The 16,122-nt window shown below is 50.0% G+C and carries 11 protein-coding genes and 1 pseudogene; 8 read left to right on the top strand and 4 right to left on the bottom strand.

The annotated features are described in order from the left end of the window. Positions 1 to 120: 120 nt before the first annotated feature. Positions 121 to 1,044, top strand: a complete 924-nt coding sequence (locus FQ015_RS20515) for a hypothetical protein (RefSeq protein ID WP_160524432.1) — start codon at positions 121 to 123, stop codon at positions 1,042 to 1,044. 100 nt (positions 1,045 to 1,144) lie between these two features. Here the strand turns inward: FQ015_RS20515 and FQ015_RS20510 are convergent, their stop codons facing one another. Next, positions 1,145 to 1,699 carry a YtfJ family protein gene (locus tag FQ015_RS20510; RefSeq protein WP_000175278.1) on the bottom strand — a complete coding sequence of 185 codons (555 nt, stop codon included), beginning with the start codon at positions 1,697 to 1,699 and terminating at the stop codon, positions 1,145 to 1,147. A 325-nt stretch (positions 1,700 to 2,024) separates the two neighbouring features. Here FQ015_RS20510 and FQ015_RS20505 point away from each other — a divergent pair, with 325 nt between their 5' ends. Next, positions 2,025 to 2,231, top strand: a complete 207-nt coding sequence (locus FQ015_RS20505; RefSeq protein ID WP_000689228.1) for a DUF1107 domain-containing protein — start codon at positions 2,025 to 2,027, stop codon at positions 2,229 to 2,231. A gap of 62 nt (positions 2,232 to 2,293) precedes the next feature. Here FQ015_RS20505 and FQ015_RS20500 read toward each other — a convergent pair whose 3' ends face one another. Continuing rightward, complete coding sequence (locus FQ015_RS20500) at positions 2,294 to 3,637, bottom strand: hemolysin family protein (protein ID WP_000934983.1); 1,344 nt, start codon at positions 3,635 to 3,637, stop codon at positions 2,294 to 2,296. A 322-nt stretch (positions 3,638 to 3,959) separates the two neighbouring features. After that, a complete protein-coding gene (msrA, locus tag FQ015_RS20495; RefSeq protein WP_001355104.1) occupies positions 3,960 to 4,598 on the bottom strand; it encodes a peptide-methionine (S)-S-oxide reductase MsrA in 639 nt (212 codons plus the stop codon). A 205-nt stretch (positions 4,599 to 4,803) separates the two neighbouring features. On the opposite strand from msrA, the gene tamA reads away from it, so the two are divergent. The 4 genes and pseudogenes from tamA to esiB all read left to right on the top strand — a co-directional run bounded on the left by tamA (position 4,804) and on the right by esiB (position 12,279). Further along, positions 4,804 to 6,537, top strand: a complete 1,734-nt coding sequence (gene tamA / locus FQ015_RS20490) for an autotransporter assembly complex protein TamA (protein ID WP_160524431.1) — start codon at positions 4,804 to 4,806, stop codon at positions 6,535 to 6,537. Beyond that, the gene (gene tamB / locus FQ015_RS20485; protein ID WP_160524430.1) at positions 6,534 to 10,313 is read left to right on the top strand and encodes an autotransporter assembly complex protein TamB; all 3,780 of its coding nucleotides are present in this window, start codon (positions 6,534 to 6,536) and stop codon (positions 10,311 to 10,313) included. Before tamA ends, tamB begins: the two co-directional genes overlap by 4 nt. 2 nt (positions 10,314 to 10,315) lie before the next feature. After that, on the top strand, positions 10,316 to 10,657 hold the full coding sequence (locus tag FQ015_RS20480; protein ID WP_039021185.1) for a gamma-glutamylcyclotransferase family protein: 342 nt from the start codon (positions 10,316 to 10,318) through the stop codon (positions 10,655 to 10,657). A 149-nt stretch (positions 10,658 to 10,806) separates the two neighbouring features. Further along, a pseudogene (esiB, locus tag FQ015_RS20475) lies at positions 10,807 to 12,279 on the top strand (secretory immunoglobulin A-binding protein EsiB). A gap of 411 nt (positions 12,280 to 12,690) precedes the next feature. Here the strand turns inward: esiB and ppa are convergent. Next, positions 12,691 to 13,221 carry an inorganic diphosphatase gene (gene ppa, locus FQ015_RS20470; protein WP_000055072.1) on the bottom strand — a complete coding sequence of 177 codons (531 nt, stop codon included), beginning with the start codon at positions 13,219 to 13,221 and terminating at the stop codon, positions 12,691 to 12,693. 309 nt (positions 13,222 to 13,530) lie between these two features. On the opposite strand from ppa, the gene ytfQ reads away from it, so the two are divergent. Then, complete coding sequence (gene ytfQ, locus FQ015_RS20465; protein ID WP_000265933.1) at positions 13,531 to 14,487, top strand: galactofuranose ABC transporter substrate-binding protein YtfQ; 957 nt, start codon at positions 13,531 to 13,533, stop codon at positions 14,485 to 14,487. Positions 14,488 to 14,619: 132 nt separating this feature from the next. Continuing rightward, positions 14,620 to 16,122 carry a galactofuranose ABC transporter, ATP-binding protein YtfR gene (gene ytfR, locus FQ015_RS20460; protein WP_039021187.1) on the top strand — a complete coding sequence of 501 codons (1,503 nt, stop codon included), beginning with the start codon at positions 14,620 to 14,622 and terminating at the stop codon, positions 16,120 to 16,122.

The following is a 16,122-nucleotide window of genomic DNA, read 5'->3' as shown; positions in this document are numbered from 1 at the left end:
AGTGTAAATATTCTAACGCTAATAAGTTATGTTTTAATAATGAGCGTTTTTTGATAGTTTATTTCTTTAACAAGATATTTAATGGCGACATAGAATAACCAAATATAATAAGGTTGTCATATGTTACCCAGGATCAGACACAATAATTTTATTGGTGCGGTGGAGTTATTTGTAAAGTCTTCGTATACAAAAACACATTCAAATAATTTCTTTAATAATATTCAGCATGCATTTAAGAAAAGGGATTGGATTTCGAATTATGATAGTCTGTTAATTTTAAGGGAGTTCTTTCTTAGAGCTACACAGATCGATAAAAATAGTTATCAGGTGCTTTCATTAAAAGATGAAACCGTTCACTCCATGGATAATTTTCTTATCAGCTTCCGCCTTAAAGATAACGGTGCCGAATATACAATGACATTGCGAGGCACTGGATTTGAATACGAAGAAATCCCTATAACAATAAATGAGTATAACTCATTTATAGACTTTAAAAACCGTGAATTTCCACTAGCACAAAATAGAAGATTGTATGCCTATGATATTTTGCAGAAAAAACAGTCTGACATACCTGAAAGGATTAACGGTTATTTTCGGAAGGCGGCGGGTAACTTATCTTACGATTCTGCTTATTTGGAGAATGTAGTAAGCAAATTAAAACGGGGTAAATTTGAACTTGAAGGGCCAGAAGGTAGCATTAAAGAATGTGAAGGATGGTATTTTTGCGAGGAAATAAATAATAGAAATTATGCCATGGTCATAGAATCTTTGGGCTTTGCTCTTAAAATCTATGGAGGGGATGAGGAACTTCGAACTGGCTCTTATATTTTTTTGCAGGGTGAAGATTACTCTCTTATTTATAATTTTCTGGTTAATGCAGGTTACCAACAAGTGGAAATAACCGAGCAAGTGGAAGCGATTGTAAGTGCAAATCTGGCCGCAAACGGTAATTATACCGAAGAAAAGATTCACAAGAAATATAAATCTACCATTGAAGCGTTTAAAAAAGAGGTAAAACCGTTAAACGCGAATAAGGGTTATTGATACTAGTATGAGTTCGGCGTAAAAACTCAGAGACTTAATTCCCCTATCCCATATATATCGATAGGGGAAATTTATTTTTCCAGAATTTATGTTATTAACATTATTTGAGCAACTTTTGCAGCAGGTTCATCACTTGCTGCACCTCTTCCTGAGTGAGCGCACCGTCTTTGGCCCATTGCACTCGACCGTCTTTGTCCAGCACCGCTACAGCGGAACTTTCTTCATCCAGCTGCCAGGCACCGCGCGCGATGCCATTGCTATCGACAATAAACTGCGACCAGGGATAAAGCTTTTTATTACTCTCCAGACTGCTGCGCACAAACATGCCGGAACCCGGAATCGCGTCGTCGGTGTTCACAATGGTGGTGGTCTGGTAACGATCGTGCGGTAACTTTGCTGATTTAATCGCTTCAATCAGCGTCGCGTTTTTCTCTTTTGCAGAGGTGCGACCAGCAATATGTTGCAGTACTCGCACTTTTCCCACTAACTGCGCGCTGTTCCAGGTTTTGTAGCTAAACTGATCTTTATCAAGCACCAACTCGCCCCGATCGGTAATGCCTATCGGTGGCACTCGTTGACCGGTTTCAAACTGATGTGCGGAAGCCATCATCGGCAACAGCAGGCAGGTGAGTGCCAGAATCTTGCGTAGGGTCATGGTGTATCCTTCTTATGATATGCAGGTGATCCGACCACTTGGGGTCTGACTTTTAATCATATGTGCTATTTATCGAATTTCCCGCAAGTGTGATGCCAGTTTGCGGTCAAGCGCACAAATCATATGAAAAATGAATGCTTATACTGAAGACCGCGCTTCGGTAAAAAGATAATTCTGAATAATTGTAACCTTTAGGTAAAAAAAGTTATACGCGGTGGAAACATTACCCGGATAGTCTATAGTCACTAAGCATTAAAATTTGCGCCTCATAATAGTTGGGCCGATTGTGGCACCGCAAAGGCGTAATACTCAGCAGGAGATAACAATGAAAATTTTCCAACGGTACAACCCACTGCAGGTGGCGAAGTACGTAAAGATCCTGTTCCGTGGACGGTTATACATCAAGGACGTTGGCGCTTTTGAATTTGATAAGGGTAAGATTCTTATCCCAAAAGTGAAGGATAAGCTGCATTTGTCAGTGATGTCCGAAGTTAACCGTCAGGTTATGCGTCTGCAAACAGAGATGGCTTAACCAAAGTGCTATGCAGTAAATAAGACGGCTCCTGATTCAGGAGCCGTTGATGTTTCTTGGGGTTACGCGACGTTTTCTTCTTTATCTTTAACGTCAGGCAGTTTGGGCGAAAGGGCGGTGGCCTTGCTGTCGATCCGCGTTACCAGCAACTGGTCGATGCGGTAGTTATCGATATCCACCACTTCAAATTTGTAGCCGGCGAATTTCACCGAGTCGGTGCGTTTCGGGATTTTACGCAGCATAAACATCATAAAGCCGCCGATGGTTTCGTAGTTGCCTGACTGCGGGAACTCATCAATATCCAGCACACGCATTACGTCGTCAATCGGGGTGCCGCCATCAATCAACCATGAGTTCTCATCACGGGCGACAATCTGCTCTTCCAGTCCCTGACCGACCAGATCGCCCATTAGTGTGGTCATTACGTCGTTGAGGGTGATGATCCCCACGACCAGCGCGTACTCGTTCATGATCACCGCGAAGTCTTCACCCGCAGTTTTAAAACTTTCCAATGCCTCTGAAAGGGTTAATGTATCCGGCACAATCAGTGTGTTGCGAATTTGTACGCCGCTGTTCAGTGCCAGGCTTTGGTTAGCCAGCACGCGGTTCAGCAGGTCTTTAGAATCGACATAGCCGATGATGTGGTCAATATCTTCATTACAGACGAGAAATTTCGAGTGCGGATGTTCCGCCACCTTATTCTTCAGACTTTGCTCATCTTCGTGGAGATCAAACCAAATCACGTTTTCACGCGGTGTCATTGACGACGGAACGGTACGGGATTCCAGCTCAAAGACGTTTTCTATCAGCTCGTGTTCCTGTTTACGTAACACGCCCGCCAGTGCACCTGCTTCCACAACTGCATAGATGTCATCAGAAGTGATGTCATCTTTACGTACCATTGGCAGTTTAAAGATACGGAAGATCATATTCGCCAGGCCGTTGAAGAACCACACCAACGGGGTGCAAACGTACAGGCAGAAGCGCATCGGGTTGATGATACGCAAAGCCACCGCTTCTGGCGCAATCATACCGATGCGTTTCGGAGTTAAATCCGCAAACAGGATAAACATGCCAGTTACTAACGAGAAAGAGAGAATAAAGCTCAGTTGCTCAGAGAGTTCCGCCGACATATAGCGGGAAAACAGGCTGTGAAAAGCTGGAGAAAACGCCGCATCACCGACAATACCGCCGAGAATCGCCACTGCGTTAAGACCGATTTGTACCACGGTAAAGAACATGCCAGGATTTTCTTGCATATTCAGAACGCGTTGGGCATTTATATTGCCTTCATCAGCCAGCAGTTTTAGTTTGATTTTGCGTGAAGCGGCAAGTGAGATCTCGGACATCGAGAAGAACGCACTTACAGCGATCAAGCAGAGTATGACAAAAATACTGTTTAACATATCTTATCCGACCTTTCAGGCCAGATCCTCGGAAGGGGAAGTTGATTAATTTGTGTGAAATACACATTGAAAGCCGATTCGAAGAAAGTGAACCGGCATTTTCAGTGGCTAGTATAGCGTAAGGTACTGTAAAGTCGCCAGAGGGTTAAAATTCAGACGACTGATAAATGCAAAACTGCCTGATGCGCTATGCTGTTCAGGCCTACGAAGTCTCTGCAATACATTGAATTTTGAGGGTTTTGTAGGCCTGGCAAGGCGTTTACGCCGCATCCGGCATATACAAAGCTCACTTTATCAACAATCTGAATTTGTAACCGTAACGCTATGCTTCCGGCGGCAGACAGACGCCAATTCCGCCAATTCCACAGTAACCATATGGGTTTTTATGCAGATATTGCTGGTGGTCATCTTCGGCATAATAAAATGGTGAGGCGTTAGCGATTTCCGTGGTGATGTGACGATCGTCATCGGCGGCAAGCATCGCCGCCTGAAAACGCTCCAGACTGGCACGAGCGGCGGCATCCTGTTCTGGGGTCAGCGGATAAATCGCTGAACGATACTGCGTGCCGTGGTCATTGCCCTGACGCATTCCCTGGGCGGGATCGTGATTCTCCCAAAATACTTGTAGCAACTGCTCATAGCTGATGACGGAAGGATCGTAAACAATGCGCACCGCTTCGGCATGACCAGTATCACCGGAGCACACTTCCCGATAAGTGGGGTTTGGCGTATATCCGCCGGTGTAACCTGCGGCGGTGCTGTAAACGCCGGGTAACTGCCAGAACAGACGCTCCACACCCCAGAAACAACCCATCGCAAAAATGGCAATCTCCATTCCGTCAGGTACATTGGTCATTGAGTGACCATTGACCGCATGCAGCGTGGCTACGGGCATCGGGGTGTTACGTCCAGGCAGGGCATCGGCGGGGGAAACCAGATGCTTTTTATCAAATAAACTCATGGTGTCGCTCTCCCGAAAATCGGTCATTGGGGTTAAGGTTGTAACAAGAGACGTATTTGCACACAATAACCACCGTGAATAGGTCTAAAGTAAAACATAAGAAATATTTGGGGTTTAGTCTGCTTTTTAATCCATATTACTGGATTTTTGTTAAGCCGTTTAACGGCGTTCCAGGGGCAGGAAAAAAGGATATTCAGGAGAAAATGTGCGCTATATCCGACAGTTATGCTGTGTAAGCTTACTCTGCTTAAGCGGATCTGCCGTCGCCGCGAACGTCCGTCTACAGGTCGAGGGGTTATCGGGACAGCTGGAAAAGAACGTTCGTGCACAGCTTTCAACAATTGAAAGTGATGAAGTGACGCCAGACCGTCGCTTTCGCGCACGCGTCGATGATGCCATCCGCGAAGGTCTGAAAGCGCTGGGTTATTACCAGCCGACCATTGAATTTGATCTCCGTCCACCGCCAAAGAAAGGGCGGCAGGTTTTGATCGCCAACGTCACGCCAGGCGTTCCGGTGTTAATTGGTGGCACCGATGTGGTATTGCGCGGCGGCGCGCGGACCGATAAAGACTATTTGAAATTGCTCGATACTCGCCCGGCGATTGGCACTGTTCTGAACCAGGGTGATTATGAAAATTTCAAAAAGTCCTTAACCAGCATTGCGTTGCGTAAAGGCTATTTCGATAGCGAATTTACCAAAGCGCAGCTGGGCATTGCGCTCGGCCTGCATAAAGCCTTCTGGGATATTGATTATAATAGTGGCGAACGTTACCGCTTTGGGCATGTGACCTTTGAAGGATCACAAATTCGTGACGAATACCTGCAAAATCTGGTGCCGTTCAAAGAGGGCGATGAGTACGAGTCGAAAGATCTCGCGGAACTGAACCGCCGACTTTCTGCTACCGGCTGGTTTAACTCGGTGGTGGTTGCACCACAATTTGATAAAGCGCGCGAAACGAAAGTATTACCGTTGACGGGCGTGGTTTCGCCGCGCACAGAAAACACCATCGAAACCGGGGTCGGTTACTCTACAGACGTGGGACCGCGCGTGAAAGCGACGTGGAAAAAACCATGGATGAACTCTTACGGTCACAGTCTGACCACCAGTACCAGTATTTCCGCGCCGGAACAGATCCTCGACTTCAGCTATAAAATGCCGCTGCTGAAGAACCCGCTGGAACAATATTATTTGGTGCAGGGCGGTTTTAAGCGCACTGACCTGAACGATACCGAGTCTGACTCCACTACGCTGGTGGCTTCTCGCTACTGGGATCTTTCCAGCGGCTGGCAGCGTGCCATTAACCTGCGCTGGAGTCTCGACCACTTTACCCAGGGTGAAATTACCAACACCACGATGCTGTTTTACCCGGGAGTGATGATTAGCCGCACGCGTTCTCGCGGTGGCCTTATGCCGACCTGGGGCGACTCACAACGCTACTCTATCGACTACTCCAACACGGCCTGGGGCTCAGATGTTGATTTCTCCGTTTTCCAGGCACAAAACGTCTGGATCCGTACACTGTACGATCGCCATCGTTTTGTTACGCGCGGCACGCTGGGCTGGATTGAAACCGGGGATTTCGACAAAGTACCGCCGGATCTGCGTTTCTTCGCCGGGGGCGACCGCAGTATTCGTGGCTACAAATACAAATCTATCGCCCCGAAATACGCCAACGGTGACCTGAAAGGGGCATCGAAGTTGATAACCGGATCGCTGGAGTACCAGTACAACGTGACCGGAAAATGGTGGGGCGCGGTGTTTGTCGATAGTGGCGAAGCGGTAAGCGATATTCGCCGCAGCGACTTTAAAACCGGTACCGGGGTTGGCGTGCGCTGGGAATCGCCGGTCGGGCCAATCAAACTCGATTTTGCCGTACCGGTCGCGGATAAAGACGAACACGGGTTACAGTTTTACATCGGTCTGGGGCCAGAATTATGAGTTTATGGAAAAAAATCAGCCTCGGCGTGGTTATCGTTATCTTACTGTTGCTGGGAGCGGTGGCGTTTCTGGTGGGCACCACCAGCGGCCTGCATCTGGTATTTAAAGCGGCGGATCGCTGGGTGCCGGGGCTGGATATTGGCAAGGTCAGTGGCGGCTGGCGCGATCTCACCTTGTCTGATGTTCGTTATGAGCAGCCAGGCGTGGCGGTAAAAGCGGGCAATCTCCATCTGGCGGTCGGGCTGGATTGTCTGTGGAACAGCAGCGTTTGCATTAATGACCTGGCGCTGAAAGACATTCAGGTCAACATCGACAGTAAAAAAATGCCCCCTTCTGAACAGGTTGAAGAAGAGGAAGATAGCGGGCCGCTGGATCTCTCCACGCCGTATCCCATCACCCTGACGCGGGTGGCGCTGGATAACGTCAACATCAAGATTGATGACACCACGGTATCGGTGATGGACTTCACCTCCGGCCTGAACTGGCAGGAGAAAACCCTGACCCTGAAACCGACATCACTGAAAGGTTTATTGATTGCTCTGCCGAAAGTGGCGGAAGTAGCGCAGGAAGAGGTCGTCGAACCGAAGATTGAAAATCCGCAGCCGGATGAAAAACCGCTCGGCGAAACGCTGAAAGATCTCTTTTCTCGCCCGGTATTGCCGGAAATGACTGACGTGCATTTGCCGCTCAACCTGAATATTGAAGAGTTTAAGGGCGAGCAGTTGCGCGTGACGGGCGACACGGACATCACCGTGAGCACCATGCTGCTGAAAGTGAGCAGCATCGACGGTAATACCAAACTGGACGCCCTGGATATCGACTCCAGTCAAGGGATCGTCAACGCCAGCGGCACGGCGCAGCTATCAGACAACTGGCCGGTGGATATCACCCTCAACAGCACACTGAACGTGGAGCCGCTGAAAGGCGAAAAGGTGAAGCTGAAAGTGGGTGGTGCGCTGCGCGAACAGCTGGAGATAGGCGTTAACCTTTCTGGCCCGGTAGATATGGATCTGCGCGCCCAGACGCGGCTGGCAGAAGCTGGATTGCCGCTCAACGTGGAAGTGAACAGCAAACAGCTTTACTGGCCGTTCATTGGTGAGAAGCAGTATCAGGCGGATGATCTGAAACTGAAACTCACCGGTAAAATGACCGATTACACGCTCTCTATGCGCACGGCAGTGAAGGGACAGGAGATCCCGCCAGCCACCATTACCCTTGATGCCAAAGGCAATGAACAGCAGGTCAATCTCGACAAACTCACCGTCGCGGCGCTGGAAGGGAAAACTGAACTCAAGGCGCTACTCGACTGGCAGCAGGCAATTAGCTGGCGCGGTGAGTTAACGCTTAATGGCATTAACACCGCGAAAGAGTTCCCGGAGTGGCCGTCGAAACTCAATGGTTTGATTAAAACGCGCGGTAGTCTGTATGGCGGCACCTGGCAGATGGACGTGCCGGAGTTGAAGCTGACCGGTAACGTCAAACAGAACAAAGTGAACGTTGACGGCACGCTGAAAGGCAATAGTTATATGCAGTGGATGATCCCAGAGCTTCATCTGGAACTGGGGCCAAACAGTGCCGAAGTGAAAGGTGAACTGGGGGTAAAAGATCTCAATCTTGATGCCACCATCAACGCGCCGGGGCTGGATAACGCGCTGCCGGGGCTTGGCGGTACAGCGAAAGGGCTGGTGAAAGTACGCGGCACGGTGGAAGCGCCACAACTACTGGCAGATATCACCGCGCGCGGCCTGCGCTGGCAGGAACTTTCCGTGGCGCAGGTTCGCGTGGAAGGCGATATCAAATCCACTGACCAGATTGCGGGTAAACTTGACGTACGCGTTGAGCAAATCTCGCAGCCCGATGTGAATATCAACCTCGTCACTCTGAATGCCAAAGGCAGCGAAAAGCAGCACGAGCTACAGTTGCGGATTCAGGGCGAACCGGTTTCCGGGCAGCTTAATCTGGCAGGAAGTTTTGATCGCAAAGAAGAACGCTGGAAGGGAACACTTAGCAATACCCGCTTCCAGACGCCAGTCGGCCCGTGGTCGCTGACCCGCGATATTGCGCTGGATTATCGCAACAAGGAGCAAAAAATCAGCATCGGGCCACACTGCTGGCTTAACCCGAATGCGGAACTGTGCGTGCCGCAAACCATTGATGCCGGGGCTGAAGGGCGTGCGGTGGTAAATCTCAATCGCTTCGACCTCGCCATGCTGAAACCGTTTATGCCAGAAACCACACAGGCCAGCGGTATCTTCACGGGTAAAGCGGATGTCGCATGGGACACCACTAAAGAAGGGCTGCCACAGGGGAGTATCACCCTTTCGGGGCGTAACGTGCAGGTAACGCAAACCGTCAACGATGCGGCGCTGCCCGTGGCGTTTCAGACGCTGAATCTGACAGCGGAGTTGCGTAACAACCGTGCCGAACTGGGCTGGACCATCCGCCTGACCAATAACGGCCAGTTTGATGGTCAGGTGCAGGTGACCGATCCACAAGGCCGCCGTAATCTTGGTGGTAACGTCAATATCCGTAACTTCAACCTTGCGATGATAAACCCCATCTTTACCCGTGGGGAAAAAGCAGCGGGGATGGTGAGTGCCAACTTGCGTCTGGGGGGGGATGTACAAAGCCCGCAGTTGTTTGGTCAGCTCCAGGTTACGGGTGTGGATATCGACGGCAACTTTATGCCGTTTGATATGCAACCGAGCCAGCTTGCGGTCAACTTTAACGGTATGCGCTCGACGCTTGCTGGTACTGTGCGGACCCAACAGGGAGAAATCTACCTGAGCGGTGACGCCGACTGGAGCCAGATTGAAAACTGGCGGGCGAGGGTAACCGCGAAAGGCAGTAAGGTACGGATCACCGTGCCGCCGATGGTTCGAATGGATGTATCCCCAGATGTTGTATTCGAGGCTACACCAAACCTGTTTACTCTCGACGGTCGCGTGGATGTCCCTTGGGCGCGCATTGTGGTGCATGAGCTGCCGGAAAGCGCGGTGGGCGTTTCCAGCGATGTGGTGATGCTTAACGATAACCTGCAACCGGAAGAGCCGAAAACGGCGTCGATTCCGATTAACAGCAACCTGATTGTCCACGTTGGCAACAATGTGCGCATTGACGCCTTCGGCCTGAAAGCGCGGCTGACGGGCGATCTCAACGTCGTACAGGACAAACAAGGACTGGGCCTGAACGGGCAGATCAACATCCCTGAAGGTCGCTTCCATGCCTATGGTCAGGATCTGATTGTGCGTAAGGGTGAGCTACTGTTCTCTGGTCCGCCGGATCAACCGTATCTTAATATCGAAGCTATTCGTAACCCGGATGCTACAGAAGACGACGTAATCGCCGGAGTTCGAGTCACTGGTCTGGCAGACGAACCGAAAGCGGAGATCTTCTCTGACCCGGCGATGTCGCAACAGGCCGCGCTTTCCTACCTGCTACGTGGACAAGGGTTGGAGAGCGATCAGAGTGACAGTGCGGCGATGACCTCAATGCTGATTGGTCTGGGGGTTGCACAAAGTGGTCAGATTGTGGGTAAAATCGGCGAGACGTTTGGCGTAAGCAATTTAGCGCTCGACACAGAGGGAGTAGGCGACTCCTCCCAGGTAGTGGTCAGCGGCTATGTATTGCCAGGTCTGCAAGTGAAATACGGCGTGGGTATATTTGACTCAATAGCAACACTCACGTTACGTTATCGCCTGATGCCTAAGCTATATCTGGAAGCCGTGTCTGGTGTAGACCAGGCACTGGATTTGCTCTATCAGTTCGAGTTTTAGCAATGCGAATATTTGTCTACGGCAGTTTACGCCACAAACAAGGCAACAGTCACTGGATGACCAATGCCCAGTTACTGGGCGATTTCAGTATCGATAACTACCAGTTGTATAGCCTGGGCCACTATCCAGGCGCAGTTCCGGGGAACGGAACAGTACACGGTGAAGTTTATCGTATTGACAACGCCACGCTGGCCGAACTTGATGCCTTGCGCACCAGGGGCGGTGAATACACGCGCCAGTTGATTCAGACGCCGTACGGGAGTGCATGGATGTACGTTTATCAACGACCCGTCGATGGATTAAAGCTAATTGAAAGCGGCGACTGGTTAGACAGGGATAAGTAACCATATGCATACGCCACCTTCGGGTGGCGTTGTTTTATCCAGCTGCCTGAATGTATTCCGAATTTGACGCCATTCTTATCTTTTCTTAAATGCTGATTTGTTGTGCAGTGTTATAAACACCTGGCACGCTCAACAAGGACGCGACCTCAATGAAAAAATCTCTTCTGGCTGTAATGCTGACAGGACTGTTTGCTCTCGTTTCTTTTCCCGCTCTGGGAAATACCAACCTCGAACAATTAAAACAAAAAGCTGAACGTGGAGAAGCTAAATCACAGTTGGAGCTGGGATATCGATATTTTCACGGTAATGAAACGACAAAGGATCTCACCCAGGCGATTGACTGGTTTCGCCGTGCCGCAGAGCAGGGATACACCCCGGCAGAATTTGTACTGGGGTTACGCTATATGAACGGTGAAGGTGTGCCGCAAGATTATGCTCAGGCGGTTATCTGGTACAAAAAAGCAGCACTGAAGGGGCTTCCACAGGCGCAGCAGAATCTGGGTGTAATGTACCATGACGGTAAGGGCGTGAAGATTGATAAAGCCGAATCTGTGAAATGGTTTCGCCTGGCAGCAGAGCAAGGTCGTGACAGCGGCCAGTAAAGTATGGGAGATGCATATTTTGAAGGCGATGGCGTAACGCGGGATTACGTTATGGCACGTGAGTGGTATAGCAAAGCAGCGGAACAAGGTAACGTCTGGTCCTGTAATCAGCTTGGTTATATTTATTCCAAAGGTTTAGGTGTTGAAAAAAACGATGCTATATCGGCGCAATGGTATCGAAAATCAGCGGCATCAGGCGACGAACTGGGGCAGCTTTATCTGGCTGATATGTATTATTTCGGTAGTGGCGTTCCTCAGGATTACACACAGTCACGGATATTATTTTCCCAGTTGGCAGAGCAGGGAAATGCTATTGCGCAGTTTCGTCTGGGAGATATATTGGAGCAAGGTTTAGCGGGAGCGAAAGAGCCGTTAAAAGCACTGGAGTGGTACCGTAAGTCGGCAGAACAGGGAAATTCCGATGGTCAGTATTATTTAGCGGAAATGTATATCAGCCGTGCAGAAGGTATTCCCTATAACCGTGAACAGGCTATCTATTGGTACACCAAATCGGCAGAACAAGGGGATGCGAATGCGCAGGTTAATCTCGGGGTATTATTGTATCGACATGGTTCCGAAGAAGAACAGAGAAGGGCCGTGGACTGGTATCGCAAGGCGGCTGAAGAGGGAGTGGCAATGGCGCAATTTAATTTGGGTAATGCTTTACTCCAGGGAAAAGGTGTTAAAAAAGATGAGCAACAGGCAGCAATCTGGATGCGAAAAGCCGCAGAGCAAGGACTCAGTAAAGCGCAGGTACAATTAGGTGAAATCTATTATTATGGCTTGGGCGTAGAACGCGATTATGTGCAGGCCTGGGCGTGGTTCGATACCGCATCGACCAATGATATGAATCTTTTTGGTACGGAAAACCGCAAAATTACCGAGAAAAAACTGACAGCCAAACAACTGCAACAGGCTGAATTATTATCGCAACAATATATAGAAAAATATGCCCCGGAAGCCTGGGCGAGAATGCAAAAGCTTAACGCACGATCTACTGTAACGACGGGTAATAAATAACGGGTAACTGTCAGATCAGGTTTGCGCTAATACCACTCAACCAATGCCACCTGCGGGTGGCGTTATTTTTTTGCGAGACGAATCGTATTCTTTTTTGTAACTTCCCTATCTTTAGCTTTTCTCTCCGAGCCGCTTTCCATATCCGTAAACGCATAAAAAACTCTGCTGGCGTTCACAATTACGCAGGGGTAAAACGGTACACGCTTTGAACGGTGAGAATGAGTGAGGTTGGCTAACTTCCAGCAAGCGGCTATGAACAGCAAAATGGTGGTCGGGTTTGCTTGTTCTTACCGTTCAAGCCTTTCAACTGCTGAGAATAATGATAGTGGAATAGAGAGTTTATATATTCCGGGCATAAAAAAACCCTTACTAACCGAAGCCCGGCGTTCAGGGTTATTACGCTTGAAGAACTTATTTATTCTTGGCGCGCTCGAAGGAAGCAACGATTTCAGCTTTAGCGGCTTCTGCGTTTTCCCAACCTTCAACTTTTACCCACTTGCCTTTTTCGAGGTCTTTGTAGTGCTCGAAGAAGTGAGCGATCTGAGCTTTCAGCAGTTCAGGCAGATCGTTAACGTCTTTGATGTGATCGTATTCTTTGCTCAGCTTGGTGTGCGGAACAGCAATCAGTTTCGCATCTTCACCGGCTTCGTCGGTCATTTTCAGAACGCCAACCGGACGGCAGCGAATCACGGAACCCGGCTGCAGCGGGTACGGAGTCGGGACCAGTACGTCAACCGGGTCACCGTCCAGAGACAGGGTGTGGTTGATGTAACCGTAGTTGCACGGATAGAACATCGCGGTGGACATGAAGCGGTCAACGAACAGTGCGCCGCTCTCTTTGTCGATTTCGTATTTGATCGGATCTGCGTTAGCCGGGATCTCAATAACAACGTAGATGTCTTCCGGCAGATCTTTACCCGCAGGGACGTTGAGTAAGCTCATGTCTGTTTCCTTTAAAAATATGTGGCAAACAAGTGCCGAGTATTATAGCCAACTCGCGCCGAATGTCTTCGCTTGTTTTCGTCTTCATTTTCCTTTTTAGCCAGTTTTAAGGTGGTTTAAAGAGCAGGAAAATCCATAACCGTAGCCGCATTTTTCATAGTGAGATGAAAGCGATTACAAACTTGTGATTAACGTTTTATTTACTTTTTTGAAGTGTGATGTAACGCAATCCGTTACATAACGAATTGTCTATAGTTTTTTCGCGAACATCTTTTCACCAATAATAATTACCCCGACGAGGACAACCCTATGTGGAAACGCTTACTTGTAGTCTCTGCAGTCTCGGCAGCCATGTCGTCTATGGCGTTGGCTGCTCCATTAACCGTTGGATTTTCGCAGGTCGGATCGGAATCCGGCTGGCGCGCCGCAGAAACCAATGTGGCGAAAAGTGAAGCCGAAAAGCGCGGAATTACGTTGAAAATTGCCGATGGTCAGCAAAAGCAGGAAAACCAGATTAAAGCGGTACGTTCCTTCGTCGCGCAAGGGGTGGATGCGATCTTTATCGCTCCGGTGGTAGCGACCGGTTGGGAGCCGGTATTAAAAGAGGCGAAAGATGCCGAAATCCCGGTCTTCTTGCTTGACCGTTCCATCGATGTGAAAGACAAATCTCTCTATATGACCACCGTCACTGCCGACAACATCCTCGAAGGCAAATTGATCGGTGACTGGCTGGTAAAAGAAGTGAATGGCAAACCATGCAACGTGGTGGAGCTGCAGGGCACCGTTGGGGCCAGCGTCGCCATTGACCGTAAGAAAGGCTTTGCCGAAGCCATTAAGAATGCGCCAAATATCAAAATTATCCGCTCGCAGTCAGGTGACTTCACCCGCAGCAAAGGCAAAGAAGTGATGGAGAGCTTTATCAAAGCGGAAAACAACGGCAAAAACATCTGCATGGTTTACGCCCATAACGATGACATGGTGATTGGTGCAATTCAGGCAATTAAAGAAGCGGGCCTGAAACCGGGCAAAGATATCCTGACAGGCTCTATCGACGGCGTGCCGGATATCTACAAAGCGATGATTGATGGCGAAGCGAACGCCAGCGTTGAACTGACGCCGAACATGGCAGGCCCCGCTTTTGATGCGCTGGAGAAATATAAAAAAGACGGCACCATGCCTGAAAAGCTGACCCTGACCAAGTCCACCCTTTACCTGCCTGATACTGCAAAAGAAGAGTTAGAGAAGAAGAAAAACATGGGGTATTGAGGGGCATCAATGCCTGATGCCGACTTGTGGGCCGCCGGATAAGGCATTCACGCCGCATCCGGCGGTTGTGCGAGATGCCTGATGCGACGCTGTTGTGTCTTATCTGGCGCACGCTTTACAACGGGGGAAACTATGAATACTAACCAACACCAGGAAATCCTCCGCACCGAAGGATTAAGTAAATTTTTCCCCGGAGTCAAAGCGTTAGACAACGTTGATTTCAGCCTGCGCCGTGGTGAAATCATGGCGCTGCTCGGTGAAAACGGGGCGGGAAAATCAACGCTAATCAAAGCATTAACCGGTGTCTACCACGCCGATCGTGGCACCATCTGGCTGGAAGGCCAGACTATCTCACCGAAAAATACCGCCCACGCACAACAACTCGGCATCGGCACCGTCTATCAGGAAGTCAACCTGCTACCCAATATGTCGGTCGCTGATAATCTATTCATAGGTCGCGAACCCAAACGTTTCGGCCTTCTACGCCGTAAAGAGATGGAAAAGCGCGCCACCGAACTGATGGCATCTTACGGTTTCTCCCTCGACGTGCGGGAACCGCTCAACCGCTTTTCAGTCGCGATGCAGCAAATCGTCGCCATTTGCCGGGCCATCGATCTCTCCGCCAAAGTGCTGATCCTCGATGAACCCACCGCCAGCCTCGACACTCAGGAAGTAGAGTTACTGTTTGGCCTGATGCGTCAGTTGCGCGATCGCGGCGTCAGCCTGATCTTCGTTACTCACTTTCTCGATCAGGTCTATCAGGTCAGCGATCGGATCACCGTCTTACGCAACGGCAGTTTCGTAGGCTGTCGGGAAACCCGCGAGCTACCGCAGATCGAACTGGTAAAAATGATGCTGGGGCGCGAGCTGGACACCCACGCGCTACAGCGTGCCGGACGAACATTGCTGAGCGACAAACCCGTTGCCGCGTTCAAAAATTACGGCAAAAAAGGAACGATCGCACCGTTTGATCTCGAAGTACGCCCCGGCGAGATCGTTGGCCTGGCAGGCTTGCTGGGATCAGGACGTACCGAAACCGCCGAAGTGATCTTCGGTATCAAACCTGCTGATAGCGGCACGGCGTTGATCAAAGGCAAACCGCAAATCCTGCGATCGCCACATCAGGCGTCGGTACTGGGTATCGGCTTCTGCCCGGAAGACAGGAAAACCGATGGCATCATCGCCGCCGCCTCGGTGCGGGAAAATATCATCCTCGCTCTCCAGGCCCAGCGCGGCTGGTTACGGCCAATTTCGCGCAAAGAACAGCAAGAGATTGCCGAACGCTTTATCCGCCAGCTTGGCATTCGCACACCTTCCAGCGAACAGCCGATTGAGTTTCTCTCCGGTGGCAATCAGCAAAAAGTGCTGCTCTCACGCTGGCTACTGACCCGGCCGCAATTTCTGATCCTCGACGAGCCAACGCGTGGCATTGACGTTGGCGCCCACGCTGAGATCATCCGCCTGATCGAAACGCTATGCGCCGATGGTCTGGCGCTGCTGGTGATCTCCTCCGAACTGGAAGAACTGGTGGGCTATGCCGACCGGGTGATTATCATGCGCGATCGCAAACAGGTGGCGGAGATCCCGCTGGCAGAGCTTTCCGTTCCGGCGATCATGAACGCCATTGCGGCGTAA

Origin of the sequence: Escherichia sp. HH26CH, assembly GCF_009820205.1 — a bacterium.
GTDB classification, from domain to species: Bacteria; Pseudomonadota; Gammaproteobacteria; order Enterobacterales; family Enterobacteriaceae; genus Escherichia; species Escherichia coli_F.
The sequence above is the reverse complement of the archived record's forward strand: the minus strand, read 5'-3'. Positions and strand labels throughout refer to the sequence as shown.